Origin of the sequence: Pseudomonas sp. NPDC077186, from assembly GCF_044543505.1 — a bacterium.
Taxonomy (GTDB): Bacteria; Pseudomonadota; Gammaproteobacteria; order Pseudomonadales; family Pseudomonadaceae; genus Aquipseudomonas.
In genome coordinates, this window is record NZ_JBITWE010000001.1 from 41717 (window position 1) to 66962 (window position 25246).

21 protein-coding genes are annotated in these 25246 nt (G+C 61.5%); 6 read left to right on the forward strand and 15 right to left on the reverse strand.

Features of this window, described 5'->3' with window-relative positions:
- Window positions 1-114 precede the first annotated feature (114 nt).
- Entirely contained in the window at window positions 115-1302 is a 1188-nt protein-coding gene (locus ACIGKL_RS00220; protein WP_003244754.1) for an MFS transporter, read from the forward strand.
- Between the two features lie 158 nt (window positions 1303-1460).
- On the opposite strand, the gene ACIGKL_RS00225 is transcribed toward ACIGKL_RS00220, so the two are convergent.
- The 5 genes from ACIGKL_RS00225 to ACIGKL_RS00245 form a co-directional block, all read right to left on the reverse strand.
- Window positions 1461-1811, reverse strand: a complete 351-nt coding sequence (locus ACIGKL_RS00225) for a nuclear transport factor 2 family protein (protein WP_003244752.1) — start codon at window positions 1809-1811, stop codon at window positions 1461-1463.
- Window positions 1812-1868: 57 nt separating this feature from the next.
- Window positions 1869-3143, reverse strand: a complete 1275-nt coding sequence (locus ACIGKL_RS00230) for an MFS transporter (RefSeq protein WP_195881795.1) — start codon at window positions 3141-3143, stop codon at window positions 1869-1871.
- 52 nt (window positions 3144-3195) lie between these two features.
- Entirely contained in the window at window positions 3196-3984 is a 789-nt protein-coding gene (locus ACIGKL_RS00235; protein ID WP_003244749.1) for an SDR family NAD(P)-dependent oxidoreductase, read from the reverse strand.
- Window positions 3985-4063: 79 nt separating this feature from the next.
- Window positions 4064-5095: a hypothetical protein gene (locus ACIGKL_RS00240; RefSeq protein WP_195881794.1), complete on the reverse strand. Its 1032-nt coding sequence runs from the start codon at window positions 5093-5095 to the stop codon at window positions 4064-4066.
- A 57-nt stretch (window positions 5096-5152) separates the two neighbouring features.
- Window positions 5153-6433 (reverse strand): cytochrome P450, encoded by a 1281-nt coding sequence (locus ACIGKL_RS00245; RefSeq protein WP_003244746.1) that lies wholly within the window; start codon window positions 6431-6433, stop codon window positions 5153-5155.
- A gap of 265 nt (window positions 6434-6698) precedes the next feature.
- On the opposite strand from ACIGKL_RS00245, the gene ACIGKL_RS00250 reads away from it, so the two are divergent.
- On the forward strand, window positions 6699-7352 hold the full coding sequence (locus ACIGKL_RS00250; protein WP_036987197.1) for a TetR/AcrR family transcriptional regulator: 654 nt from the start codon (window positions 6699-6701) through the stop codon (window positions 7350-7352).
- Between the two features lie 33 nt (window positions 7353-7385).
- Here the strand turns inward: ACIGKL_RS00250 and ACIGKL_RS00255 are convergent, their stop codons facing one another.
- Window positions 7386-8999 carry an NAD(P)/FAD-dependent oxidoreductase gene (locus ACIGKL_RS00255; RefSeq protein WP_195881793.1) on the reverse strand — a complete coding sequence of 538 codons (1614 nt, stop codon included), beginning with the start codon at window positions 8997-8999 and terminating at the stop codon, window positions 7386-7388.
- Window positions 9000-9306: 307 nt separating this feature from the next.
- Here ACIGKL_RS00255 and ACIGKL_RS00260 point away from each other — a divergent pair, with 307 nt between their 5' ends.
- Window positions 9307-10545 (forward strand): multidrug effflux MFS transporter, encoded by a 1239-nt coding sequence (locus ACIGKL_RS00260; RefSeq protein WP_195881792.1) that lies wholly within the window; start codon window positions 9307-9309, stop codon window positions 10543-10545.
- Window positions 10546-10584: 39 nt separating this feature from the next.
- Here the strand turns inward: ACIGKL_RS00260 and ACIGKL_RS00265 are convergent, their stop codons facing one another.
- From ACIGKL_RS00265 to ACIGKL_RS00295, 7 genes are all read right to left on the reverse strand, one after another.
- Window positions 10585-11403, reverse strand: coding sequence for an SDR family NAD(P)-dependent oxidoreductase (locus tag ACIGKL_RS00265; RefSeq protein ID WP_036987193.1), 819 nt, complete (start codon window positions 11401-11403; stop codon window positions 10585-10587).
- Between the two features lie 36 nt (window positions 11404-11439).
- Window positions 11440-12258, reverse strand: a complete 819-nt coding sequence (locus ACIGKL_RS00270) for an enoyl-CoA hydratase/isomerase family protein (protein ID WP_003244735.1) — start codon at window positions 12256-12258, stop codon at window positions 11440-11442.
- Window positions 12255-13226, reverse strand: a complete 972-nt coding sequence (locus tag ACIGKL_RS00275; protein ID WP_003244734.1) for a lactoylglutathione lyase — start codon at window positions 13224-13226, stop codon at window positions 12255-12257. Before ACIGKL_RS00275 ends, ACIGKL_RS00270 begins: the two co-directional genes overlap by 4 nt.
- Before the next feature lie 80 nt (window positions 13227-13306).
- The gene (locus tag ACIGKL_RS00280; protein ID WP_003244733.1) at window positions 13307-15805 is read right to left on the reverse strand and encodes an RND family transporter; all 2499 of its coding nucleotides are present in this window, start codon (window positions 15803-15805) and stop codon (window positions 13307-13309) included.
- A 34-nt stretch (window positions 15806-15839) separates the two neighbouring features.
- Window positions 15840-16997 (reverse strand): YCF48-related protein, encoded by a 1158-nt coding sequence (locus ACIGKL_RS00285; protein ID WP_080589487.1) that lies wholly within the window; start codon window positions 16995-16997, stop codon window positions 15840-15842.
- Between the two features lie 113 nt (window positions 16998-17110).
- On the reverse strand, window positions 17111-18478 hold the full coding sequence (locus ACIGKL_RS00290; RefSeq protein ID WP_003244729.1) for a DUF1329 domain-containing protein: 1368 nt from the start codon (window positions 18476-18478) through the stop codon (window positions 17111-17113).
- Window positions 18479-18502: 24 nt separating this feature from the next.
- The gene (locus ACIGKL_RS00295; RefSeq protein WP_003244726.1) at window positions 18503-20161 is read right to left on the reverse strand and encodes a DUF1302 domain-containing protein; all 1659 of its coding nucleotides are present in this window, start codon (window positions 20159-20161) and stop codon (window positions 18503-18505) included.
- Window positions 20162-20587: 426 nt separating this feature from the next.
- Between ACIGKL_RS00295 and ACIGKL_RS00300 the strand changes: the two genes are divergently transcribed.
- Both ACIGKL_RS00300 and ACIGKL_RS00305 read left to right on the forward strand, forming a co-directional pair.
- Complete coding sequence (locus tag ACIGKL_RS00300; RefSeq protein WP_003244724.1) at window positions 20588-21430, forward strand: SDR family oxidoreductase; 843 nt, start codon at window positions 20588-20590, stop codon at window positions 21428-21430.
- A gap of 39 nt (window positions 21431-21469) precedes the next feature.
- A complete protein-coding gene (locus ACIGKL_RS00305) occupies window positions 21470-22018 on the forward strand; it encodes a glutathione peroxidase (protein WP_195881791.1) in 549 nt (182 codons plus the stop codon).
- A gap of 119 nt (window positions 22019-22137) precedes the next feature.
- Here ACIGKL_RS00305 and ACIGKL_RS00310 read toward each other — a convergent pair whose 3' ends face one another.
- A complete protein-coding gene (locus ACIGKL_RS00310; RefSeq protein WP_003244720.1) occupies window positions 22138-23049 on the reverse strand; it encodes a LysR family transcriptional regulator in 912 nt (303 codons plus the stop codon).
- Window positions 23050-23221: 172 nt separating this feature from the next.
- Between ACIGKL_RS00310 and ACIGKL_RS00315 the strand changes: the two genes are divergently transcribed.
- Window positions 23222-24127 carry an AraC family transcriptional regulator gene (locus ACIGKL_RS00315; RefSeq protein WP_003244718.1) on the forward strand — a complete coding sequence of 302 codons (906 nt, stop codon included), beginning with the start codon at window positions 23222-23224 and terminating at the stop codon, window positions 24125-24127.
- A 133-nt stretch (window positions 24128-24260) separates the two neighbouring features.
- On the opposite strand, the gene ACIGKL_RS00320 is transcribed toward ACIGKL_RS00315, so the two are convergent.
- The gene (locus tag ACIGKL_RS00320; RefSeq protein WP_125919120.1) at window positions 24261-25187 is read right to left on the reverse strand and encodes a zinc-binding dehydrogenase; all 927 of its coding nucleotides are present in this window, start codon (window positions 25185-25187) and stop codon (window positions 24261-24263) included.
- Window positions 25188-25246: the final 59 nt, after the last annotated feature.

A 25246-nucleotide genomic window follows, 5' to 3' on the forward strand; every position in this document is an offset into this window, starting at 1 on the left:
CCCGGGCGCGGCACAAGCCACCGAGAGCCCTGTCCCACATCGCTAGTCCCCAGCCCCGGGGCTCCTCGGCGACCGGGCCGACGCTGACTTCGCGCCCGCACAAGGCGACATGCCATGAAAGCCCGCAGCCAATCGCTCCCCTCCGGCCTGTCGATCATCTCGATCGTCTGCTTCAATTTCGCCTCCTTCATAAGCAACGGACTACCGCTAGCCGTGCTGCCCGGCCATGTGCTGTACACCCTGGGCTTCGGCAGCGCGATGGCTGGCCTGGTGATCGGCACGCAGTACCTGACGACCCTGCTGTCGCGCCCACTGGCCGGCCAGCTCGCCGATCGGTTCGGGGCCAAGCGCACGGTGATGGCGGGGCTGATCGTACTGACGAGCAGTGGCATGCTGACAGCCCTGGCGATCATCCTGCCGACTTCTCCCTGGCTCGGCCTGGCATTGCTGATGGCCGGGCGCGTCCTCCAGGGCATATCTTCGGCCCTGATCTCCACGCCATGCTGCACCTGGGCCATCGGCCTGCATGGTACGGCGCGTACCGCGCAGGTCATGTCCTGGAACGGTATCGCCGCCTATGGCGGTACCGCCATAGGAGCGCCGCTCGGAGTCCTGATACGGGATCACCTGGGGCTCGCCGGCATCGGTATCGGCATTACGCTGCTCGGTGGCCTGTCCCTGCTGTTCGCCCGGACGAGGCCTCCCGCCCCTTTGCTGCCGGGCGTGCGCTTGCCGTTCCACAGCGTTTTCCTCGCCGTGCTGCCCAACGGCCTGGCCGTCGCCTGCAGTTCGGTGGGCTTCGGCAGTCTGACCGCCTTCATCGCCCTGTACTTCGACAGCCTGGGCTGGGCTAACGCGGCCTATTGCCTAAGCGTCTTCGGCGTGGCCTTCATCTGCGCCAGGCTGGCTTCGCCCAATGCGCTGCCGCGCTTCGGCGGCTATCGAGTGGTCACGCTCTGCATGGCCGTGCAGACTCTGGGGCTGCTGCTCGTCTGGCTAGCGCCTTCGCCCCTAGTGGCGATTCTCGGCTCCGCACTGACCGGCCTGGGAGTTTCCTGGGTCTATCCGGGGCTGGCGGTGGAGACCCTGGCACGCACTCCGGAGGCCAACCGCAATTCGGCCCTGAGCACTCTCTCGCTGTTCTTCGACCTAGCCGTGGGGCTGGCCGGCCCACTGATGGGGCTGGTGGCTTTCAGCCTGGGTCTGCCGTGGATCTTTTTCTGCTCGGCCCTGTTATCGGCCATTGGCCTGCTGCTGGTGCTGAATGTCCAGCGGCGGTCACGGCGGGGAGAGGGAAATTAGCGGAGCAATCGCCAATGCACGGCCCAAACATTTTCCAGACATGCCACCTGCTGCTCAGCGACAGCACGACCTTGTTCAGAAAGGCCTGGCGACTAGTGAATGATAGCTAACAGCCATGCAAGCGGAGCGCGAGCGTCATCGCGCCCCGCGTTGCTCCCTCACACCTTGATGAAGTAGCGCACCCACAGCCTGCCGTCCTGGAAACGGTACAGCTCGATGGTCTCGATACCGCCGCTGCCGTCACGCAACGCGTTGCGATGGTGGCAGGCGGCTTCCTCGCCGTTGATGATGGTTTCCTTGACCTCCACTCGAAAACGCGGCTGCTGGTTTTCCCACATACCTTCCAAGATCTGCCACGGGTCAGTCGGCAAGGCACGGCCGACGTACTCGATACTCAGGCCGGCGGGCGACATCCGGCGGTAATGCTCGAAGAACCCCTCCTTGTCACCGTTGTTCCAGCATTCGATCTGGCCATGCAGGAAATGCTCGATGGCTTCTTGCGCACTCATTGATTTCTCCTCGGTTGTCATGGACGGGCCAGGCCCGCCGGACTTTCACACACCGGTTCAGGCGTGCTGTTGTTGGACCGTGACCACCGCTGCCGGCCGCAGCCAGAACAGGATCGACGGGCCGATGATGGAACAGGCCAGGCAGCTCAGCAGCACTGCCGAATAGCCGTCGTAGGCCTCGTAGAGGTAGCCGAAGAACACCGGCATCAGCCCCGAGACGATGGTGATCAGCGCCAGATGCAGGCCGAAAATCCGCGCGTACTCGCGCAGCCCGAAATAACGCGCCATTAGAAACGCGGCCAGGTCGAACTCCGCGCCGGCGCTGGCGCCGATACACAGGGTAGCGAGTACCAGCAGCGCTATGCTTTGCACGCCGCCGAACAGGAAAATCACACAACCTATGGCTGGCAGCGCCAGGCTGATCACCGCGACCAGGATCGGCGGGTAGCGGTCCAGCAGATAGCCCACCAGCAAGCGCCCGGCGATGATGGAAATGCCGAAGCTGCTGAAAACCTGGCTCGCTGCCTGGGCGGATAGCCCCTTGCCCTGCAGCATCGGCACGATATTGGTGACCATGCCGACGGTCAGGCACACCGAGAGGATCAGGGCAACGTTGAAACTCCAGTAGACCGGCGAGCGCAGCGCCTGGATGAGGCTGAAACCGTCCAACTGCGCTACCGCCTCGCCTACCCCCGACGACACCGGCTCGAGCTCGCCCGGCAGACGCATCCACAACAACGCCATCGGCAAGGTGAACAGCAACGGCAGTGCCGCCAGGGTGAAGAAGCCCGCTTGCCAGCCGAACTGGGCGATCAGGCTGGCCAGCAGTGGCGGAAGCACCACCGCCATCAGTCCGGTACCACAGAGAATGACCGCCAGGGCCAAACCACGGTTGCGCTCGAACCACAGGTTGACCAACTGCGTCCAGGTAATGGCGATGGTTCCTGCACAAACCAGCGGCATGGCGAAGAACGCCAGGTACAACCAGCCGATGGAATGCTCGATCCGGGTGATCGCCGTGTAGCCGATCACCTGCAGTATGATCGACACTATCGCCACCCGCCGCAGGCCGAAACGGCGGTACAGTGGACCGACCAGTTGGGTAGAGATTGCTACACCGGCGAACAGGAAGGTGATAGACGCCTGCAGTTCACCCCGGCTCCAGCCAAAAGCCTGTTCGAGGGGAATCACCAAAGTGCCGAAACCGTAGAGCAGCCCCGCACTGATGCTGGTGCAGATACCGACGAGGCCAAGCAGCAGGATGCGCCAGCCGCGCTTGAACTCGGTGAGGTCGATGGCCGCCCGCTTGGACGCAATGGATGTATCGGACATATGAGGACTCCTGTCTCGGCCCGCCGTGTCAGTTAGGCCGTACGATCCGGGCTTAATGCCCCTTGAGGATTTCTTCGACCTTGGGCATGGCCACCATGGTGGCGCCACCGTCGACCAGCAGCGAAGTACCGGTGATGTACGAAGCCTCGCTGGAAGTAAGGAATAACGAGGCGGAGGCGATATCGGCCGACTGTCCCAGGCGGGGCACGGGGAAACGCTCGGCCAGGCGATGCGGCAGCTCTTCGCCAAGGGACTCGAACATGTGATCGGTGCCGATTAGACCCGGCTCGATCACGTTGACCAGGATGTTCAGCGCGCCGAACTCCACCGCCAACCCACGGGCGAAGGCGTTCATGAACGCTTTGCTGGAACTGTAGGGGATCAGTGTTGGCGTGTACTTGCGATTGGCCTCGCCGGAGGAGATAAAGATGATCCGGCCCTTGTCCTGCGCTCTGGAAAGATGGGGCGCCGCGTCCTTCGCCAGCCAGAACAGCGACTGGATGTTGCTACGCACCAGGTGATCGAAGGTATCGTCCGCCATCTCGGCGATCAGCCCAGAGGCCGTATCGGCGGCGCAATGCACCAGGATATCCAGCGCGCCGAAGCGATCTACACCGCTCGCGACCATGGCCTTGACCGCCTCCCGATCAGCGATGTCACCGCCGACCAGATGGGCCTCACCACCCAGCGCAGCGATCTGGGCGAGAGTTTCCTCGCCATGGCGTGGCGTACGTGCGGACACCACCACCCTGGCCCCCTCCCGGGCGTAGGCCAGGGCGATGGCGCGCCCCATACCGCGCCCGGCGCCGGTGACCAACACCACCTTGTCTTTGAACCTCATCACCTGTTTCCTCTGCTCTTGTTCTTGTTCGGAAAAACCTCCCGCGGCGGTCGGGCCGAGGGAGGCTCGTCAGCTCGGATCAGATATCTCGGCCTGGTACGTTGCGCGCCGAACCGTTGCGCCGGTCGGACTCCCCCCAGCCCAGCCAGTGCGACGGTTCGCGAGTATCGCCGACTCGGCGCCAGCGCCCCTCCTGCTGCGCGGTGATCGGAAAACCGCCAACGAAGTCGATCATTTCGCCCCTGGGATCGGGAAGGAACTCCCACTCTTCCTTGCCTTCGAGCACGATCCGCGCCGCCTCCAGGAAATAGCTGCCCTCCTTGTGCCGGGTCTGCCCTTCGATATCGGTGGTGACGCGCACCTCCCCCTTGTCGTTGGTGAAGATCGCATAACCCAGGTGATCGTGGCCCACCATGAAGGAACCCGCATCCCAGCTGCCGTCCTTGTACACAGTGACGAACGACCACCAGATCACATGCTTGTTGTTGTTGACCACCAGATCCTTCTTGAAGTGGATCGCGCCGCCCTCGGCCATGTAGAACTGATCGAGCGCCATAGCCCCCTTCACCGACCGCCCCTCGCAGACACCGGCCAGCTCCCAGAGCTGCGATACATAGAAGGTGCCCCATTCCACCCCTGGCAAGTACCACTGCAGGCCGGGGCTGAGCAGGCGGCCTTCCAGCTGGAACAGCCCATCCTCGCGCCAGGTCAGGCGCTCGCTGTTGGCGGTTATCTCCCAGCCATTTCCGGCCTCGCCGGGCTGGTTGGTCCAGCGCACGGTTTCACCATCCAGGGTCTGTACCGGCATCGGCGTCAACGCCTGGCGGGCCATCTTCTCGTGATCCATGCGCAGGTTGACGCCGTCGACATGGTTGTTCAGGTAGAAGAACTTGGTTGGGTTCGGCGTGCCGCCCGGAGCCATCAGAGAACGCACGAACGAATAGATGTTGCCGTCCTCGTCGCGCACCGAGCCGAACGGCGAGCTTTTGCTCAATTGCAGACCGAAGAAGCCCCGGCTACCGGCCATGGCCGCGCCGGTGACCTGGTGTGGGCCAACCAATTGCTGGAAGCCAAAGTCACCGCGCTCGGGAATCGTCTTGAAAGTTCTCATCGGGATCGTCTCTTGTCGTTATTGTCGAAAGGCGCGCAGGCAAGGGGATGGCGGTGCTTAGTCCCAGATCACCGGGAGCGAGGATACGCCGCGCAACTGCGCACCCTCGATGACGGGAGTAGGCTTCGACGGGTCCAGACGAATATTGGGGAACAGATCGAGGATGGCGTTGATCGAGCAGTTGATCTCAACCTTGGCGATAAACTGGCCAATGCACATATGCGGGCCGAAACCAAAGCCGAAGGAAGGCTTGAGCTTGCGGTCGATGTCGAAGACGTCGGGGTTCTCGAAGGCGTCCGGGTCACGGTTGGCGGACACCACCATGCACTGCACGAAGGCCCCCTTGGGAATCTTCACTCCGTGGAACTCGACGTCCTTGGCGGCCTCGCGCACCTTGAAGGTCGCCACCGGCTCGTAGCGGGTGGTTTCGTCCATCAATTTGGCAATCAGCGAGCGATCGGCTTTGACCCGCTCCAGCAGGCCAGGGGTGGTGAGCAGCAATGCCATCACCGAGCTGAACATGCGCGTAGTGGTTTCACCGGCGGCTGGCAGCAGCGAACGGGTGAAGGTGATCACCTCATGGTCGTCCAGCGTCCGCCCTTCGTATTCGGCGCGCAGCAGGCGGCCGACCACGTCGTCGCCCTGGCTACCATCGGCGCGACGGCGCACCACGACTTCCTGGATGGCGTCGTACAGGCCCTTAACCGCGATGCCGGCCCGTTTGCGGGCTTCTTCCATCTTCGCCGGATCGATTTGGTTGCCACCAACCATGGCCAGCGCCCAGGCGGCATACTGCTTGTACTTGGAAGGGTCGTCGGTGGGGAAGCCCATCAGGGCGTACATGATTCGGATCGGCAGTTCCAGGCCGAACTCCATCAGGTCGGCCTTCTTCTGCGGTACCAGCGGCTTGAGGAATTCCTCACGGATCACCTCGTCGATCTGCCCACGCCACTTGTTCACACTCTCGGGCATGAAGGCAGGTTGCAGCAGTGCGCGCACCTTGCGATGCGGCTCGCCGTCCATGGCCAGGATCACTAGGCCGTCGAAGAAGGCACCCAGGCCCTCGGCGATGAAACCGCTGGTGAAGGTATTGCCGTCGCGCAGCACCGCCATCACGTCCTGGTACTTGAACAAAGCGAACGTCGGCCGGGTACCCTGCTGGATGCCGGCGTTGGTCGGCACGCCAAATTGGGCGATGAAGTCACCCTCGTAGATCGGCGATTTCAGGAGCTGCTCGCGGCACACGGCATGGATATCCAGATCGGTGCCACGATAGGTCTCGGAAACGGCGGAGTAGTTATTCTTGAGATCTAGGGCGGAGGCGGTGTTGGTACTCATAGGATTCAACCACTCTGTGGAATTGTTGTTGTCGGTAATCGAGTGACGCCGGTACGGCGACAGGCCATCAGGCTGGCGGAGACGAGTGCCCCATTGCGGTTTTCATTTGGAAACACGCCGGTTCGCTCACCCAATCGCAAGTAACGGTATCCTCTCGGAACCACTGTTCTGGGATACTAACGAGCTGCACTTTTTCTGCGACTCGATTCGTTTTACCCAGGGTCAAACGAAGTGCATCGACCATTGCAGTCATAAGGGGAAAAGAGTGAAACCTGCTGGGCAGAACGAACCCGGGAAACGCAATACGATCCGCCGCCTGATCGAAACCGCACGCCTGGAGTTCGCGGAGAAGGGCCTTGCAGGCGTTCGTATGGAGGAGCTTGCCCGTGAAGCGGGAATCACCAAGCAACTGATCTACCACTACTACGGCTCCAAGGAAGGGCTATTCGTCGCCGTGCTGGACGAGTGCTCCGAGCGTGTCATGTCCGAGCTGGTGGAGCTGGATATCGACTCGCTGGCTCCCAGGCAGGCCATGCGCGCGATGCTCAACCACTTCTTCGACCAGTACCGTCATGACCCCCTGCTCGGCGCCCTGGCCCTGGAAGGCATCCACTACCACGACACCCACCAGACGCCTCGCAACCGCTTCCTCGAGCTAGCGCCAGCGCTGATCGACAAGCTCGATAGCATTCTTCGCGACGGCGCGGAGCGCGGCGTTTTCAAGACCGGCATCAACCCCCGCCTGTTTCTCGCCACTGCCGCGCTACTCACCACCGGCTGGTTCACCAACCGTTACTCGATGTCCGCCCTAGCCGGCCTGGATACCTGCTCGGAGGAAGGCATGACCACGTGGCGCCAGTATTCGGTGGATTTCATTCTGGCGAGCATTGCGCAGAACCAGAACGACCGCGGCGACTGAGGCCGCCGTGGTCGCACCACTCGATGCCCGCCGTTACTTCCCAGTTTTCGCCAGGTAGCGTTTCACCCGACCGGCCGCCAAGCGCCCGGCCATGCCGTTGACGCCGCCCCCTGGGTGAATGCCGGCACTGCCTAGGTACAGTCCTTCGACCGGCAGCGTGTCGCCACCCAGCCCATAAGCCGGGCGCATGGCGCTGGAGCGCATGGAGATGGTATCAATATGCACCACGCAGCCGTTCACCGTGTTCAGGCGGGCAGTGAAGTCAGGCGCCGCCTCGATCCAGCGGCCGATCACATGACCCTGGATACCCTCGACGTATTCGGACAATTGCTCGATCACCTGATCGGCCACTCGATCCCTGAGCGCATCCCACCCCTCGCGCGGATTGACCGGCATCACCGGCGGATAGATGTAGAGCACGTCCTGACCCGGCGGCGACTGCGAGGGGTCCACTGAGTTGGGCGCAACCATGGTGATGTACGGCAGGCGTGGCACTTCGCCACGGGCGCTGGCGGCGAAGTTTTCCAGCACCGCTTCTTCCGTGCCGATCATCAGGCAGGCCTTCCGCAGGTCGACACCGTCGCCCCTGGCCGCTTCGAAACGGGGTACAGAGATCTGCCCATCGAGCGCCAGGTCGACCTTGAGAGGGCCCGAGCCCCTTGCGTTGGCTGGCGCCATGGCGATGCGAGTCAGCAGATTCCTCGGCATTTCCCCGGCGCTAACCATTTCCAATGCAACCTTGGGGTGACAACCAGCGATGACTGCGTGTGCCGTGAATTCACGCCCATCGGCCAGCCGAACGCCTCGAACCTTACCCAGACTGGAAAGGATTTCTTCAACGCGGGCCGAGGTCATGACCTGGCCCCCCAACTCCTCCAGGCGCGCGCGCATCGCGTTGCTCAGCTGCTGCATACCGCCAATCACACGGCCCACCCCGAAACGGTGGAGAAAACCCAACAGGGCATAGTAAATGCCGCCACCATCGGCGCTGATATCGCCGGCCAGGCCGGTCAGCGCACACATAGCGGAAATGGTCACCGGATGTTCGAAACGCTCGCGCGCGGCCTGGTGCGCCGAGCCGGTCATTAGGGCCATCAGCTCGGGCTTGAGCTTGCGCCCCTTGAGCGCGGTCCCCAGCACCTGCAGCTTGGTCACCAGGTTGGTCTGCGCCGGATCGACCCGCATCATCGGCAGAGCGATGTCGAGGAACAGGTCGATGACCTTCATGAACTCAAGGAACGCCTCGGCGTCACTGGCGCTGTAGCGGCGAATCTCCGCGGCCGTCTGCTGCCGGTCACGCCAGAACACCAGCGAAGTGCCATCCGGGTGCAGGTAGACGTACCCCGGCGACAGTTCGATCGACTTGAAACCGTGCCGTTCGAGTTCAAGCTCACGGGGTACGTGGGCATGCACACGCATGGACATCATGTCCATGGCACAAGGGTGCACCAGGTGCTGTGGCGCCTCGGGGATCAGGTAGCCCGATGAAGCCATGCCGCCGACCTTGTCCAGCGCTTCGAGCACCAGCACCCTCTTGCCTTCCATCCCCAGATAGCAGCCGGCCGACAGCCCATTGGTGCCGCCGCCGACGATGATCGCATCGAAGTCCGTGTTGTAATTGTTCATGGCTTGATTGTTCTTGTTCATCGCTGTTTATGGTTAGTTCCTGGCGGCTCCGGCAACCCTGTCGCCGGGCCGCTATCGTCTTGCCCGTATGCGGCTGGACGCCGTCGGCGGCCCGCAGGGAATGCCACGCTAGCAATAACCGTCAGCAAGCAGGTGAGCATCCGTTTTACCGTCAGTAAAAGAATTCGCCACACGCTGACCTTGCATCGCCAGGTAAAGCATGCCCCGAAACAAATAAGACACTTTATTTATTTTTGTCTAATATAGACCAAACCTTGATCGCTCCGGCATGTGAAACGGCCGGAGACCCAAAGACGGAAGGCCTCCTTTGACTTCACCCGCCACGGCAAGATTCCTACCCATCCTGCTTGCCGGTCTGGCGATGCTCGGCCCCTTCACCATCAACATCTACATGCCTTCCTTCGCGCAGATGAGAGCGGTATTCGGCGTCACGGACGTCGAGTTGCAAATCACCCTGTCCCTGTATTTCGCCGCCTTCGCCTTCATGTCGCTCTGGCATGGCGCTTTCTCTGACAGCTTGGGGCGGCGGCCAGTGGTGATCGCCGGCCTGCTGGTGTTCGCCTTGGCATCCATCGGCGCCGCCTGCGCCACCCGTATCGAGCAGGTATATGTCTGCCGCGTATTGCAGGGGCTGTCCGCCGGAGCCGGCATCGTGGTTGGCCGGGCAGTAATCCGCGACCTCTACGCCGGAGCCGCCGCCCAACGCCTGTATGCGCTGGTGGTTATGCTGTTCGCCCTGGCTCCCGCCATCGGCCCGGTGCTGGGCGGCTGGCTACAGACGTATGCGGGTTGGCGCGCGAACTTCGGCCTGCTCGCGGCCATGGGGGCGGCCCTGCTGACCATGGTGCTGTTCTACCTGCCAGAAACGTTGCCTCCTGAAAAGCGTCAGCGCTTTTCAGGCGCGGCCTTGCTGGCGGGCTACCGGCAAGTGTTGTGCAACGACACCTTCATGCTCTGGGCGGTGACCTTCGCTCTGATGTTCGCCGGGTTCTTCATCTACGTGCTGTCCGCCCCTGTGTTCCTGATGCGCCACCTAGGGCTGAAGGAAACCGATTTCATCTGGCTGTTTGGCCCGGCCACCGCCGGCATGATGGTCGGCTCCTACCTGTCCGGCCGCTTCGCCCAGCGTTGGTCGTCTGGACGCTGCCTGGTCACCGGCTTCACGATCATGGTGCTGGCCGGTCTGTGGAACCTAGCCATCTGCTATTGGGACCCCGCGGCATACGGATGGTATCTGCCCTATCTGTTCATCTACACACTAGGCATGGCGTTGGTCCAGCCCACCATCGTGTTGGCGGGGCTGGACTGCGTGCCGGATCGGCGTGGGCTTGGCTCGTCACTGCAACTATCCACCCAGACTGGGTTCAACGCCGTGCTGGCGGCGCTCATCGCACCGCTCTTCTGGCACACACCACTGCTCCTGGCCACGGGCGCCGCTTTGGCCACGACCTTGTCCCTTGGTGCCGCCGCACTGGCCTGGATGTCGGCTGCCAAGCGCCCAGCTGAAACCAGCGCTACACCACTGGCCCCACGCGGCAGCCCGTAAACAACAGTCCTGGGACGGTGGCCCGTCCCGGTACCGTCCTTACATGCTGTTGCGGCCCATCTGCTCGAACAGCTTGCGTACCGCCACTAGGGAGGGTGTGTGGCTGCCGAAGCCACCGTCGGCCACCAAGGTGCTGCCCGTCACGAACGCGGACTCGTCGGACGCCAGGAAGGCCACCACATCGGCGATCTGCCGCGGGGTGCCGAGCTCCGGCGTGCAATGGTTGTCGCGCATGATCTCCAACAGCGCGTCGGGTAACGGGTGCTGCGGTGCCAGGCCGATCTGCACGGCGTTGCCGCGAATTCCCCTCTTGCCGTACTGGGCTGCCACCAGCTTCGGCAGCATCAGCAACGCGGCTTTGGAGGTGGCGTAGCCGGAGAGCGACATGTCGCCCTGCACACCAAGACCTGAGGTGGCGAAGATGATCGAGCCGCCACCCTGCTCAAGCATTACCGGGATCACATGCTTGGTGCACAGCACCGCGCCGCGCAGGTTGACAGCGATGGCCCGGTCGAAGGCATCCATGTCCAGGTTGGCTAAGTCACGGTCGCGCTGGCGCTGCTCGCCATCGAGTACCGCCGCGTTGTTGTGCAGCACATCGATACGGCCGAAGCGTTCCTTGACCTGCGCGACCATGGCCTGCACCTCATCCTCCGACGACACGTCGGTACGGATACCCAGTGCCTGGCTACCCGCCGCACGTAGCGACTCGGCCACCGCCTCGGCGGCTTCGCCATTGATATCGGCCACAGTGACGCTGGCACCATGCGCCGCAAGTACCCGTGCGCATTCGGCGCCCAGGCCACCACCGGCGCCGGTGATAACGGCGACCCGTCCCGCAAGTTTTCCTGTACTCATGGCTGTGCTCTCTCCTGTTCTGGGTAGGATCGTCGACTACTCGCCGGTAAAACGCGGCTCGCGGCGCTCGGCGAATGCCAGTGCTGCTTCACGCCTGTCCTTGGTCGGTGCCAGCAGGGCGAACAAATCCAGCTCCAAATCGAGACCTCGCTTGAGGTCCAGCTCGAGAGCAGCGCGCGCCGCCTGTTTGACATAGGCCGACGCCGCTGGCGGCTTGGCAGCAATCTGCAGGGCAAGGGCCGTGACTTCATCGAGCCAGCGCTCCCCCTCGAGGGCCATGCGAGTAATCAGTCCAACCCGACGGGCCTCCTCGGCGTTCAGCCGCTCACCGGTGAGCAGCAGATCCATGGCCAGCCCCGGTGCAACCACCCGCGCCAGACGCTGGGTACCGCCTCCGCCAGGAATCAGGCCGAGACCGGTTTCCGGTAGAGCGAACACCGCGTTCGGCGCGGCGAAGCGGATATCGCAAGCCAAGGCCAGCTCCAGGCCGCCGCCCATGCAGTAGCCGTGAATGGCGGCTATCACCGGCTTGGCCACGGTGTCCAGCGCTTCAATCCAGCGCGAGCGCTCCATGCGCTGGCGGACCTGAATAGCCGATTCCTCGCCGCGTTTTTCTTTGATGTCCGCACCGGCGCAGAAACCTCGCTCGCCCTCGCCGCGAATCAGGATGACGCGTACCCGCTGGTCGCGCTCCAGTAGCTCCAGCGCCCGGGGCACACCCAGGCGGATATCGTCATTGATGGCGTTGATCTGCCCAGGACGAGTCAGCACGATCCAGCCAAGCGTGGCCTCCCGCTCGACACGCACCGACTCGTTGATTGTCAGCGAATCCAGTTGGCCTTGGTCGGCGCTCATACCTGAATCTCCTCGAACTCGAACACCTGGCCGTCCAGCTCTTTCGGGTCGACCTTAATTAGCGACTTGCCGCCAACCGCCTCGGACGACTCAACCCACTCGAAGGCAGTACCACGCGCACGCAAGTCTTCGGCCTTGGCAGAAAGGTCGTTGACGCCGATGCGGATGTAATACGGGCCCGGCCCCCAGTTGTTCAGGTAATGGCCAGCATCAGTATTCCAATAGGTAGCCTCAATCACATCGAGGGTCGCGCTGTTGGCTACCGTGAAGCCCATGCGCGCACGCCGATAGCCTTCTTCGCGCAGGTGCTCCACCGGCCCATTGGGCTCCCAGTCGAGGTTGGCGGAAACCTGGCGTAAAGTCTCGTCCAAGTCACGCACCAGAAATCCGCGGGCAGTCACTCGAACCATGCCGCCCGGCGCCAGTTCGCGGGGCTGGGCCGGCGGCAGGGCGTAGGTTTCCGGTGGCATCTGCAGCGGCTCGGTTTCCATAATTTCGATACACAATCCTCCGTCGACGGAGGGCTGGTAGTAGGGCTTCTCCGGCGTGGCACCGAGCCACAACCGGTCAAACGGCATCTCCGGGGTGCGCTGCGCCATGCGGAACGGCAGGCGGCGGCGCATCAGTTTGTCCACCAGCACGGCGAACTTTTCGCGATGCAAGGCAAGAACAATGGAGTGGGTGATCATCGGCCGGTGTTGCCCCTGGTAGTCCTTGAGGCTCTCCAGGAAATCATGGAACAGCGGGTCACCAGGGTTCGGCTTGTCGAGGTGCCACTGCGGCTCGATGCGGGTCGGCGCCACCGCCAAAGATTTGTGCACACGCAGGAAATGCGCGATGTAGGGATGGTTGTCGAACGCCTGGCGCCAGCGCTCATGCTTGTAGACGCCGAGCTTGTCCACCAGTTTCTCCGTCATCCCGTCGGGATCCGGAACCATCATGTCAGCACTCATCAACAACTCGAACATGGGACTTACCTCCAATCGCCGGCCATGGCACGAGGCGGCCCGCCGCAGCGGCCGTCCCCGTCACCTGGGCCTCGCTTCAATTAATGTGCGGCAATCGCCTGGACATTTGCTTTTTCGGCCTGCTTCGTCACCTCCAGCTCCTGATCGCCATAGTCCATCTCGGGCGATTCGGTACTGGTCCTGGAACGAAGCAGGAAATGGGATAACGCAGGAATGAGCACTAGGGCCCCGAGCATGTTCCAGAGGAACATGAAGGTAAGCAGGATGCCCATGTCGGCCTGGAACTTGATGGGTGACCAGGCCCAGGTGATCACGCCGGCGGCCATGGTCAGGCCGATCAGCGCCACCACCCGGCCGGTGAAGTCGAGTGAGCGGCGGTAGGCTACCGCCAGGCTGCCACCACGCTGTTGTACGGCCAGTTGCACGCTGAGCAGATACAGGGCGTAGTCGACACCGACCCCAACACCGACGGCGATCACAGGCAGAGTCGCCACCTTCAGGCCAATACCCAGCCAGACCATTAGCGCCTTGCAGATAATGGTGGTCATCACCAGCGGGATCAGCGCCACCAGGGTTGCCCGCCAGCTACGGAAGGTCAGCAGGCAGAGCAACGCCGTGGCGCCATACACCGCCAAGTACATGGTGACGATGCCCTTCTCCACCTCAATATTAGTGGCGGCCTCGATCCCGGCACTGCCGGCGGCGAGCAGGAACTCTACCGGCTGTTCACCGTCGCTGACGTTGTGTTCACGGGCGAAATCCTCGGCGACATGCAGCACACGGCTGAGCGTATCGGCCTTATGGTCGGCTAGGTAGGCGACCAATGGCGTGACCGAGCACTTCTGGTTGGTGATGCCCGGCGATGAAATCATTGCCGCGTCGACCGATGAATTGGTAATGGCCTGGTCACGACTGATGGTCAGCCACTTGCCACTGCCCTCGGCCATGCCTGCAGTGAAGAAACGCACGGTCTCGGCCAGCGAACTGGTGGTCTGCACACCTTCAGTCTGGCGTAGCCGCCAGGCCAACTGATCCATAATCTGCAGCGGCTGATAGAGGCGGCAACCGTCATCGCTGGTCTTCATGATCACCACGAACTGATCGCTGGACAGCCCATAGTTGGCAGTGATGAAGGCATTGTCGCGGTTATAGCGCGAATCGGGGCGCAGCTCAGGGGCACCGGGGTCAAGGTCGCCAATCTTGAGATCAAGCATGACCACACTGCAAAAAACGGTGACGAGCAACGACAGAGCAATCACCGCTATCGCCCAGGGGCGCTCGGTGAAACGGTCGAGACCGTGCCAGACGAGGCCAAGAAAACCACGGTTCTGCTCGCCGGCGCGGTCCTTCTCGATGGCGATGAGGGCAGCCTTCTTGCTCACCCCGATATAGGAAAGCGCCACCGGAATCAGCAGCAGTTTAGTGAAGATCAACACGGCCACGCCGATGCTGGTGGTCAGGGCCAGATCGCGGATCACCGGAATATCGATGATCACCAGCACGGCGAAGCCGACGATGTTGCACAGAAGCGCGGTCAGTCCGGTAAGAAACAAGCGGCGGAAGGTATAGCGCGCGGCGACGTACTTGTGCGTACCGCGCCCGATGTCCTGGAGAATACCGTTCATCTTCTGCGTGCCATGGGAGACCCCGATGGCGAAGATCAGGAATGGCACCAGAATCGAATATGGGTCGAGTTCATAGCCGAGCAACTCCATCAGACCGAGCAGCCAGACTACGCCGGCCACGGCGATACCGACCAATAGCAGGGTGCTGCGCAGACAGCGGGTGTAGAAATATACGAACAGTGCGGCAATCACCACCGAGGCACCGAAGAACAGCATCACCGCGTAGAGACCATCGATCAGATCACCAACCAGCTTGCTGAAACCAACAATGTGGATGCCGACCCTGTCGCTCTCCATCGAACGCAGTTGTTCTTCCAACTGCCGGGAGAAGTCGCCGTAGCTTAGCGGCTCGCCGGTCTGCGGGTTGGTGTCGAGCAAAGGCGCGACGATCATGCTAGAGCGGGCGTCGTTGGCCACCAGACTACCGACGATACCTGCACGGGCGATGTTATGGCGTAGGGCATCGATCGAGGCATCACTGCCGTCATAGTCGGCGGGCATCACCGCGCCGCCGTCGATGCCCTCCTCGGTCACTTCCTTCCAACGCACGATCGGCATCCACAGCGATCTCATCCAGGAGCGGTCGACACCGGGAATCAGGTAGAGCTTGTCGTTCACCTCCTGCAGCGCCTGCAGGTACTCCGGCTCATAAATATCGCCCTGCTTGTTCGAAACCACCACACGGATGCTGTTGCCCAGCCCCGGCAGTTGATCCTTATAAGCCAGGTAGTTCTTGATGTACGGGCTGGAGCTCGGGATCATCCGCTCGAAACTGGCGTTCACCTCCAGGCGGGAGGCAAAAAAGCCGAGCACCAACGTGGCGAGCAGGCAGGCAACCACCACCAGGGCGCGGTTATTGAAAATCATCCGCTCGAAGAGCCCGCCGGATGTCATGTCGAAGTCCCGCAGGTCAGGGACCACCGGCATTCCGCTGTTGTATTTCTGCTCTACCATTTTTCCGATCTCTCAAAGGGTCCAGCAGGCGAAATCAGTCCGCCTTAGCAATGGCGACAACCCGGGCGCCGGAAAACAGCGCCACGACCAATTTGTCATCAGCCGCACTGGAAAGACTCGCCGCGTAGATCTCACCGACCCGCACAGGCTGCAGCGAGGTAACAGCCAGGGTGTTGGAATTGACGGCGACCATCTGCCCATCTTGGCTGACGACGACCAGTTTGCTGCCCTGCTCCACTAGGCTCACCAAACTGGACTCCAGGCCAGTTTCAACTTTCCGCCATTGCTGGCCATCATCTCGGCTGGCGAACAGGTTGCCACGTAGGCCGTGCACCAGCAGCAGGCCGTCGAGGGCCCGCACGCCGAAGAAGGTACCGCCGTAGGGAACCTGCAGCGCGACGAAGCGCCCTGCCTGTGGTTCCAGGCGCATCAGCAGCCCCTGCTCGCCGGCGACGTAGAACACCCCCTGGCGTTCGGCCAGCCCGTACAGGTGCATGCGCCGATCATTGTCGGTGTGTTCGATCCAGGGCTCCCAGGTCGCGCCTGCATCCCGGCTGTGCAGGATCATGCCGAATGCGCCAACCACGAAACCGTGGCCCCGGCCGTCGAACAACACATCGAGAAAAGGCGCGGCCATTACATCGGGCGTCGCCGAGGTAGTCATGGCCATGCCGATTTCACGGAGCATGTCATCGGCTATCGCATCTCCAGCCTCAGCACGCTGGCCGTACCAGCCCTGCAGCAAGGCCAGCAGGCGACGCCCGTCAAGCTGAATCTGCCAGCTGTCGCCACCGTCGGAGGTATGCAGCAACACAGAGTCGTGACCAACAATCCAACCGTTGCGCTCATCGCTGAAACGTACCTGAACCAGATCACTGGACACCGGGCTGGGTACCTGCTGCCAGGACTGGCCACCATCTATGGATCGTTGGATCAGCCCACGCGGACCGACACTGACCAGGGTTCCACCGACTTGCGCAACGCCTATCACCGGAGCCGACACACCGGCATCGATCATCGCCGCTGGCGCATCCAAGGGGTCGGAGCCGACAGCGGCCTCCACCCTAATTGTTACCAAAAGCGGCAACAGGGAAATCAGCGCGGCAGTACACAACCGCTGGCGACATGAGCGCATGACTGTGTCTACACGGCGGTGCAACGGATGAATCACGTCAAGGCCGGGGCTAATCATTGTTTTTATCCTCAACCACAGGGCGCATCCGGACGTACGGAAATCGCCCTGGCCTGCTCTATTTCAGGTCCGCGCGAGCCTAGTAGACCCGCACGGACAGATAGCGACACAAGTCAGCGCTGGGTTACCCGCGAGACGATCGCCTCGGGGTTCATTTCGCGCTCCGAGTACGGTTTGTCAAAGAAGCGGTAGCCGCCTTTGTGCGCATCGTTGAGTAACGCGTACATGCCCTTGTTGAAGTCGTATACGACGTTCTTAACGTTGTAGGGGATGTCCTTGTCATAGAGTTGCACTCCGCTGAGAAAGAGTGCCCGATACAGAGCGCCACTCCGGTCCCAAGCGTCGTAAAGGCCGATACCGAAAGTGTCCTCGTCGAGGTAATAGGTGCGCTTGCTGTAAACGTGGCGCTGACCGGGTTTGAGCGTGGCTTCAACCACCCATACACGGTGCAGCTCCCAGCGCTCGCAGGCAGGATTGGCGTGGTTCTTTAGGAATTGCTGCTCATCCTTGCAATCGAAGTAGAACTTGTACGCGTTGTAGGGAATGAACATTTCCTTGCGGCCGACCAGCTTGTAGTCGAAGCGGGTCTGGCTGCCGGAGAACATCTGCAGTTCGTCGAACAGCGTCACTCCGCCCTGACTGGCCACCGGGGTATCGAAGGCGAACTCGGGCGCCAGCTTGACCCGACGTTGTCCCGGGGTATAGCTGAAGGCGCGGCGTGGCTTGGCCTGGGGGTCAAGGTAATCGCTGAGAACGATGACCTCACCGGAACGGCGCGCGGGGAAGTCGTTGCGCGAGTATACGCGGGCATACATCATAGGATCCCGGTCTGCCTGGTTGATCTGGTAGTAAGGGGTTTCCTCGAAGGTCGCCTGCTCGGCGGTTTTGGTCACCTGGCCATTGCTGTCGACCACCCAGCTATTGGACGCCAATGTGGTGGAATAACCGGAACCAATCTTGTACCGCAGCTGCTGGTTCCACATGACCTCGTTGCCAGTTTTCGGAATTGGGAACGGCAAGCCGCCACGGCAATCCGGACTCACCGCCAGGCCGTCCTTTTCGATCTTGCAATTGGTGGCATTACGGATGGTGGCGTCGACCACCTCTTGCGGATAGGCGGTAGTACGATGGCTCGGATAAATGTCCATGTACCAAGTATCCGGGTTCTTGCGCAGCAGCTCTTTCTGGCCTTCGCTCAGCTTGTCGGCATACTGCTCGACGTTCGCCGCAGTGATTCTGAACAGTGGTTTCTCATCCTTGAAGGGATCGACCCAGAAGCCGGTATCCGGCTGGAAGCCTGCCGGCGCCTGGCGCAGGCCGCCCTCGTAAGCCGGGATGGTGCCTTCGGCGTTACCGGCCAGGATCGCCCCCCAGGGAGTAAGGGATTTGCCCAGTTCGGCAGCTTCTTCTGCTGTAACAGCGGCGAACGCGCACGCGGACAATCCACTCAGGGCGATGCTCAAAGCGAGTTGGAGTTTCATAACCAATCTCCGTTATTGGACTTATTAAAAGGAGGTTTTGTAAGTGAAGGCCAGCCAACCGCGATCAGTTCCGCCCACGTTGCCGTTGCCATTGACCATGCGCTCGCCATAGATGTTGCGGGAGTTCTTCTCCTGGGCCGATACGTCGGCGTAGCGCAGGCTGAACTCGTGCTCCTGGCGGTAGGTCATCTTGGCGCCCACCGACCAGGACAGAGCGCCCTCGCTCCCGCCACCGGCGCTGGCGGCGTTGCCCTTCAGGCCATAGTTGATTGTCAGCGGCACTTCCAGGGTCCAAGACGGCAGGATTTCGACATACTGCGGGGTGTAGTTCACCGCAACGGCCCAGTAGTCCTTGGTCGAACAACCATCGGACTTATCACCCCGACCACCTATTTGCACATCGACGCAGTTGTAGCCTTCGCCCTTGAACAGCTCTTTGTGCTCAGTCACCTTCTGCAGGCGGCTGTAGGCGAGCTCGGCGACCAGAGTAGCGTTGTTGGCAATGAAGTTACGCGGCACGCCATACACGGCATTGACCACTGCATGCAGGGTATCGCCACGCGGCCCCTCATTATCGACCAGGCTGACGCCGGTGGCATTGAGGGCGCCGCCCTTGCGATAGGACAACTCGGCGCCGACAGCGGCGGTGGCAATGGCGCGCGAGAAGCTGAGGCCATAAAGCTTGACGTCACGCGGATAGACCAGGCGGTAAGACCGGTTAGCCACATCGACCTGCGGCGTCAACCAGGGCTGGTAGTCGTCGAATTCACGATAGTAGGCCCCCAAGGTCGTTTCGATCGCCTCGACGTTAAGCTTGGCCATCACCCCCCAGTTCTCGCCGTCGCGACCTCTCTTCGACGTATCTCGCTGAAGATTGAAGCCGGGAGCGAGCGGCATTTGGTGGGTTCCCTCGAACAGCATGTCCGCGGCACCGAAATAAGTGCCGCCGTAAGGGAAGCGGCTGTTGTCCCATTCGTAGAAGTACTGACCAGCTAGCGTCAGGTTGTCCGTCACCTGCGCCTTGGCCGAAACTTGGCCGATCGGCAGGAAGACTTCCTTGGTCTCGATGCCGGGACTGGTTACCGCCTTCATACCATCAAGGGGAGCCTGCGAGTAGGCAACGGAATGCGCGCCGAACAGCAGGCCCTCGCCCCAGTAGTTAGTGTGCCGACCGGCTTTCAGATTGACCGGCGTCGCGCCCAGGCTGAAGTTGGTCCAGACGAAGGCATCAAGGATCTCGCCCGAAGGGCCATGAACGTAGCGTTTGGCCTCGGAGCTGTAACGGTCGTTTCTATAGCTGGTGGCAAAACCGCGGAGATTGCTGTCGACGTCGGTATCACGGTAGGCGTGGTCGTACCAGAGAGCGGCACTGACCCGTGCCCCGAAATCGTTGCGGTAAGACAGGTCGATCTCGCTGAGCAGGTCGAGACGATTGGTCACGATCTCGCCCTTGTCGAACTTGCCGTCGGACTCGTCGTAGTTCGGGTTGTTCATGATCTTGGAGTCCTGCTCTTCCATGCGGACGCCGAGGTTGTACCTCAGGGTATTGTCCCAGCGCAGGCGAACATCCGGGTTGCCCACATCGAACGACGCTGCCGTCGCGCCACCGGCGCAGCCCATGACTGCGACCGCCAGGGCACTGAGCGAGACTGTTTTCCGGCCAAGCTTCATGATCTGTTTCATCTCGTAACCTTTTGTTTTTATTTTCAACGACTTACAGAAAGAACCACTCCAACCGCCATCAGGCAAGCCTGAGAATCTCACCTCTTTTTGCACAATAACAGAGGAATCGTTCTATCTAGCCTGTCGACACCCTAGCTGATAAAAAACAAAAATTCCACATACAGATTGAAATTCTATATACAGAATTTTTCTATAAAGCAGCTCACCTAAAGCGCTTGCTAGCCCCAGGCCGTGCAGGGGATCACCCATGGACAGCCACCAGGCGCCAGCCACAAAATTAAACACAATCATAATAATCGTTCAACAAAGCATTAACAGATCGTGCAGATTGGGCTTTAATGGCCTGACGACAAACCGTCCCGTCCTGTGAACAGCCTAGACACTGCTCCCGCACGGGCAACGGCTCGAACTCACCAAGGAGAACCCATGAACATCGATCTCAGTGGCAAACGTGTCATCGTGACCGGAGCGTCACGCGGTATCGGCCGGGCCATTGCCCAGGCCTTCGCGACCGAGGGTGCGCGCGTCGCCATCTGCGCCCGCAGCGAGGAAGCGGTGATCGCGACCGGCAAGGCGCTGGAGGCGACAGCCCAGGCGGTTATTGCCCGCGCCGTCGATGTCACCGACACCGAGGGGGTCAAGGCATTCGTCGCAGAGATAGTCGAAACCTGGGGCGGTGTGGACGTGCTGATTAACAACGCTGGCCAGGGTAAGGGCGGTAACCTGGATACGCTGACCCCGGAAGCCATCCTCGAACATGCCAATATCCTGCAGATGGGCCACTTCCGCTTCGTCCAGGCGGTGGTGCCGCATATGCGTGCTCAGCGTTGGGGCAGGATCATCGAGATCAACGCCCTGGCCGGCACCATTCCCACGCCGGACGGCATTCCCTCGGTGATCAACCGGGCCTCCTGCGTCGCCCTGTCACGTTCGCTGGGCATGTCCCTGGCGAAGGACAATATCCTGGTCAACAGCCTGAACATGGGCTGGATCGACACCGGGCAATGGGACCGCCACTACAAGGAGATGCCTCCGGGTGTGAGCCGTGAGGAATTCGACGCGATGGTGCTCAAGGTGGTGCCGCTAGGCCGCTTCGGTAAACCCGATGACGTCGCCGGCATGGCCCTGTTCCTGGCCAGTGACTACGCCAGTTTCATCAGCGCCGCCTCCATCGACATCAGCGGCGGCATGGGCGGACAAATCGCCTACTTTCCCACCCTCAAGCGAGACTTCGCCGAAGCCGCCCGCAAGCGCAACGAAAACGCTTGAGAAATCCCCTACTTCCACAACCGCAAGGAGCAGAACGGCATGACCCAGACGATTTACGACATCCCACTCAAAACTATCGATGGAGCGCGCCTGACACTTGACCGCTTCAGGGGCAAGGTGCTGCTGGTAGTGAACGTCGCATCCAAGTGCGGGCTTACCCCGCAATATGAGGGACTGGAAAAGCTCTATGAAGACAAGCGTGAAGTCGGGCTCGAAGTACTGGGCTTTCCGGCCAACGACTTTAGGGAACAGGAGCCAGGCAGCGATGAAGAGATCAAAGCGTTCTGCAGCCTGAAATACGCCGTCCAATTCCCCCTTTTCTCGAAGATCGTGGTGACGGGCGCAGACCGCCACCCCTTGTATCGTCTGCTGACTGAAGCGCAGCCACAGGCCACTGGCGAAGGGCCGATGCGCGAACGCCTCAAAGGCTATGGCATAGAGCCCGAACCGGCACCAGCGGTGCTGTGGAACTTCGAGAAATTCCTGGTCGACCGCAACGGCCAGGTGGTCGGTCGTTTCGCTCCGGACGTGGCAACGGACGATCCACGCCTGCTCCAGGCCATCGAGGCCGAGCTGGAGAAGCACTAGCGACCCGGATCAGGCCGAACCAACCGCTCCTGTGCTACCCCCCCGTATGAGAGATGGTCTTGGCATGTGCCTCAAAGCCTCGCATACAGGGTGGGGGCGCCAGCCTCTTAGGCTCGCAGTCAGGAAGCACAGGTCATGACCAGAAACTGACGGAAAGCCTGAGCTGGCTCCGGCAAGACGGCTTCGGGGTGCCAGATCAGCCCCAGTTCCATCGGCGGAATGGCGTCCACCAGCGGACGGGCCTCGATTTTCTTGCCCTCCAGGGACCAGGCGCGGTAGAGCATGTCGGAGAGGATGGTGACGCCAAAGCCATGGGCGACCAGGCCGCGCAAGGCCTCCATGGAGGAAGTGCGAAACGCCACATTCGGCACCAAGCCACGCGCTTCCCAGTAACGACTGGTGGATACGTTGCCCTCGTCGACCGTCGCCAGGATATAGGCATGCCTGGCGACATCCTCCAGGGTGATCGAGGTCGTCGCCATCAGCGGGTGTTGACTGGCCAACCAGAGCTGGCGACGCGAACGAATCAACACATGGTGTTCAAAACGGGACAGGTCCGAGCTGTTGGAAATGATCGCCAACCCCAGATCGAGCCGACCATCGGTCACCGCAGCCTCGATACTCGTGCGATCCATGTCTATTAGATCGATCTCCACCTGCGGATAGCTTCGCTTGAAGCGCGCCAGCAGCGTAGGCAGGAAGTAACCGAGTACTGTGTAGGAAGCACCTACCCGAACCACCCCCTGCATCGCGTGGCTCAAGAACAGGGGTTCACTCAAGGCATCCTGCAAGGTGTCGAGGATGTGCCGAGCGTGCTGGGCAAACTTGTGGCCCTCGGCGGTCAATGCCACGCCATAAGGTAGGCGCTCGAACAGACTGACTCCCAACGTCTCCTCTAACTGCAGGACCGCCGCGGTGATCGCCGACTGTGAGACATGCACCTTGAGCGCAGCCTGAGAGAACTGGCCGGCATCCGCCGCCGCCACGAAGTAGCGGAGCTGGCGCATGGAAATGTCTTTGCCCTTCGCCATCTGCTTTCCTAATACCTGTCTCTCATTTTTATGAATCGCCCTCACCGATACGCTGAGTAAACTCGGGTAGTGACTAGGAGCCAGACCTACTGCACTGCAGCTCAGATCTGCCCGACGGTTTCGCGACCGTTCGAATTTCAGCGCCAAGAACAAGAATTGCTGAAGGTTGAAAATGAACGCGATCAGCTACAAGGAATACGAATCCGAACATACTGGCGATTTCTGGACCGAAGCCTCGCTACGCAAACAAGGTTTCGACATTCGCCTGGAACACGCCCACTGGCCCAGCTCGGGCACGGCCTTGATCAAGCTCCAGAAGAATTGCCTGGTACGCATGCTACTGACGCCACCCGGCCTCGCCTGCAACGGCACCACACACAATTTCGGCAGCTTCGACGGTCATGCCGCGCACTGTTTCAAGCCACTTGGCCAGCTTCTGTTCATTCCTCATGGTACCGAATTCCATCTCAAACATGGCGCCTACCAGCAGAAGTCGCTGATCTGCATGTTCGATCCGGCGAACCTAGGCTCGCTGGCCGCTCTCCACTGGGACTGGAACAGCCGCGCCTGCGAGGAAATGCTCAACCTACAGAGCCTCTACCTGCAAGCTACCCTGCGACGTTTGGCGGAAGAGGTCACCACCCCCGGCTTCGCCAGCGAACTGCACATCGAATGCCTACTGACCGGCATCGCCCTGGAGCTGCACCGGGAGTTTCTCCGTGACCACGGCGACACCGAGGAGAACGGCAAACTCAGCCCTGGCCAACTCCTGCTGCTAAGGGAAATGTTGGAAGCAGGCCCAGAGGGGGATACGTCCTTGCGGCATCTGGCAGCGGCCTGTTCCTTGCCGGTTAGGCAGCTATCGACTCGCCTCAAGAACACCACCGGCAAGACGCTGCGCCGCTATGCCGCGGAGATCCGGGTCAGAAAGGCCATGACGCTGCTCTCCGATCAACGCTTGCTGATCAAGCAGGTCGCCTATGGCGCGGGCTTCCAGAATGCCGCGGCTTTTACCGCGGCCTTTCGTAAGGAAGTGGGACTGACCCCAGAAGAGTTCCGCCGGCAGCGCAGCCGCTGAAGTCGCACAAGTTAACAGAGGTCGAAAACAACCTTTATGGAAGCGGCGATCCGTTGCGACCACAATAGGTTCATGGCAGCCTCGCGGCTGAGACCACTCCCACAGGCTCATGGCGCTCGGGCCACGGCATGGATCAGCGCTTTATTCTGGCCGTAATCTTCGCGTGCGGACCGGCCACTTGGGTAGCCCAGGCCTCGGCCGCCTGATCCAGGGTGTAGTCGAGATAGTCGACCTGGATTCCCTGCTCCTTGGCGATTTTCAGCAGACGTCGCCAGATCTGCTCGCGTTCGGCCGGTGGGCGCTGACCGGTGCCGATACAGGACAGCGAGCGGAACAGCAGGTCGGCAATGTCCAGGTTGACCTGCCGCCCCGCCCCAGTGCCGATGGTCATGATCCGCGCGCCCCAGTTGGTGGCCTTCAACGCGGTGAGCATCGGCTGGCCACAGACCAGGTCGAGGACCACGTCGAAGCCGCCGTCGGCGGCGTCCTTCAATGCGGCCACATCATCGGCGCCACCCAGGGTCACCACCTCGTCGGCTATGCCGCGCGACTTCAGGCCCAGCAGCGCATGGGCCGAACGCGCCGCGCCCACCACCTTGCCGGCGCCCATGTTGCGCGCCAGTTGCAGGGCAATCTGGCCGAGGGTGCCGGTAGCACCGAGGATCAGCACCTTCTCGCCTTTCTGGATCGCGGCCTTCTCCAACGGCACTATGGCTCCGGTGGCGGCGATACCCATGCTGATGGCGGTCTTGTCGTCCACCTCGTCAGGCACTTCCCACACCTCGGCGGCAGGCACCAGGGTGCGCTCGGCCCAGGCACCGAACGGCGCCACCGAGCGTTCGCCGAAGTACACGCGCCGGCCATCAGGCGCACGACCTACGCCCTCTCCACGAATCACGCAGGGATATTCCACACCCAGACGATAGGCACCGAGCACATCCCAGCCACCGAGGCCGGCGGTGTCGACGTCGATCAGTACCGCACCGTCCTGCGGCTCTGGCTCACGGAAATCCCCCACCACCGGCGGGGCATTGCGTTCGGAAATGATGGCAGCACGCATGACAATCTCCTTCTCTGTCTTGTTGTTCAGGGACGGCACAAAGTTGAACATATTATGCA

Bases quoted from the DNA above. Each gene is read 5' to 3' on its own strand.
- ACIGKL_RS00305 (WP_195881791.1), top strand. From the start codon at position 21,470: ATGACCCAGACGATTTACGACATCCCACTCAAAACTATCGATGGAGCG.
- ACIGKL_RS00225 (WP_003244752.1), bottom strand. From the start codon at position 1,811: ATGAGTGCGCAAGAAGCCATCGAGCATTTCCTGCATGGCCAGATCGAA.
- ACIGKL_RS00290 (WP_003244729.1), bottom strand. From the start codon at position 18,478: ATGAAACTCCAACTCGCTTTGAGCATCGCCCTGAGTGGATTGTCCGCG.
- ACIGKL_RS00310 (WP_003244720.1), bottom strand. From the start codon at position 23,049: ATGGCGAAGGGCAAAGACATTTCCATGCGCCAGCTCCGCTACTTCGTG.
- ACIGKL_RS00315 (WP_003244718.1), top strand. From the start codon at position 23,222: ATGAACGCGATCAGCTACAAGGAATACGAATCCGAACATACTGGCGAT.
- ACIGKL_RS00275 (WP_003244734.1), bottom strand. From the start codon at position 13,226: ATGTTCGAGTTGTTGATGAGTGCTGACATGATGGTTCCGGATCCCGAC.
- ACIGKL_RS00295 (WP_003244726.1), bottom strand. From the start codon at position 20,161: ATGAAACAGATCATGAAGCTTGGCCGGAAAACAGTCTCGCTCAGTGCC.
- ACIGKL_RS00320 (WP_125919120.1), bottom strand. From the start codon at position 25,187: ATGCGTGCTGCCATCATTTCCGAACGCAATGCCCCGCCGGTGGTGGGG.
- ACIGKL_RS00280 (WP_003244733.1), bottom strand. From the start codon at position 15,805: ATGGTAGAGCAGAAATACAACAGCGGAATGCCGGTGGTCCCTGACCTG.
- ACIGKL_RS00235 (WP_003244749.1), bottom strand. From the start codon at position 3,984: ATGAGGTTCAAAGACAAGGTGGTGTTGGTCACCGGCGCCGGGCGCGGT.
- ACIGKL_RS00300 (WP_003244724.1), top strand. From the start codon at position 20,588: ATGAACATCGATCTCAGTGGCAAACGTGTCATCGTGACCGGAGCGTCA.
- ACIGKL_RS00270 (WP_003244735.1), bottom strand. From the start codon at position 12,258: ATGAGCGCCGACCAAGGCCAACTGGATTCGCTGACAATCAACGAGTCG.
- ACIGKL_RS00220 (WP_003244754.1), top strand. From the start codon at position 115: ATGAAAGCCCGCAGCCAATCGCTCCCCTCCGGCCTGTCGATCATCTCG.
- ACIGKL_RS00245 (WP_003244746.1), bottom strand. From the start codon at position 6,433: ATGAGTACCAACACCGCCTCCGCCCTAGATCTCAAGAATAACTACTCC.
- ACIGKL_RS00255 (WP_195881793.1), bottom strand. From the start codon at position 8,999: ATGAACAAGAACAATCAAGCCATGAACAATTACAACACGGACTTCGAT.
- ACIGKL_RS00240 (WP_195881794.1), bottom strand. From the start codon at position 5,095: ATGAGAACTTTCAAGACGATTCCCGAGCGCGGTGACTTTGGCTTCCAG.
- ACIGKL_RS00230 (WP_195881795.1), bottom strand. From the start codon at position 3,143: ATGTCCGATACATCCATTGCGTCCAAGCGGGCGGCCATCGACCTCACC.
- ACIGKL_RS00265 (WP_036987193.1), bottom strand. From the start codon at position 11,403: ATGAGTACAGGAAAACTTGCGGGACGGGTCGCCGTTATCACCGGCGCC.
- ACIGKL_RS00285 (WP_080589487.1), bottom strand. From the start codon at position 16,997: ATGATTAGCCCCGGCCTTGACGTGATTCATCCGTTGCACCGCCGTGTA.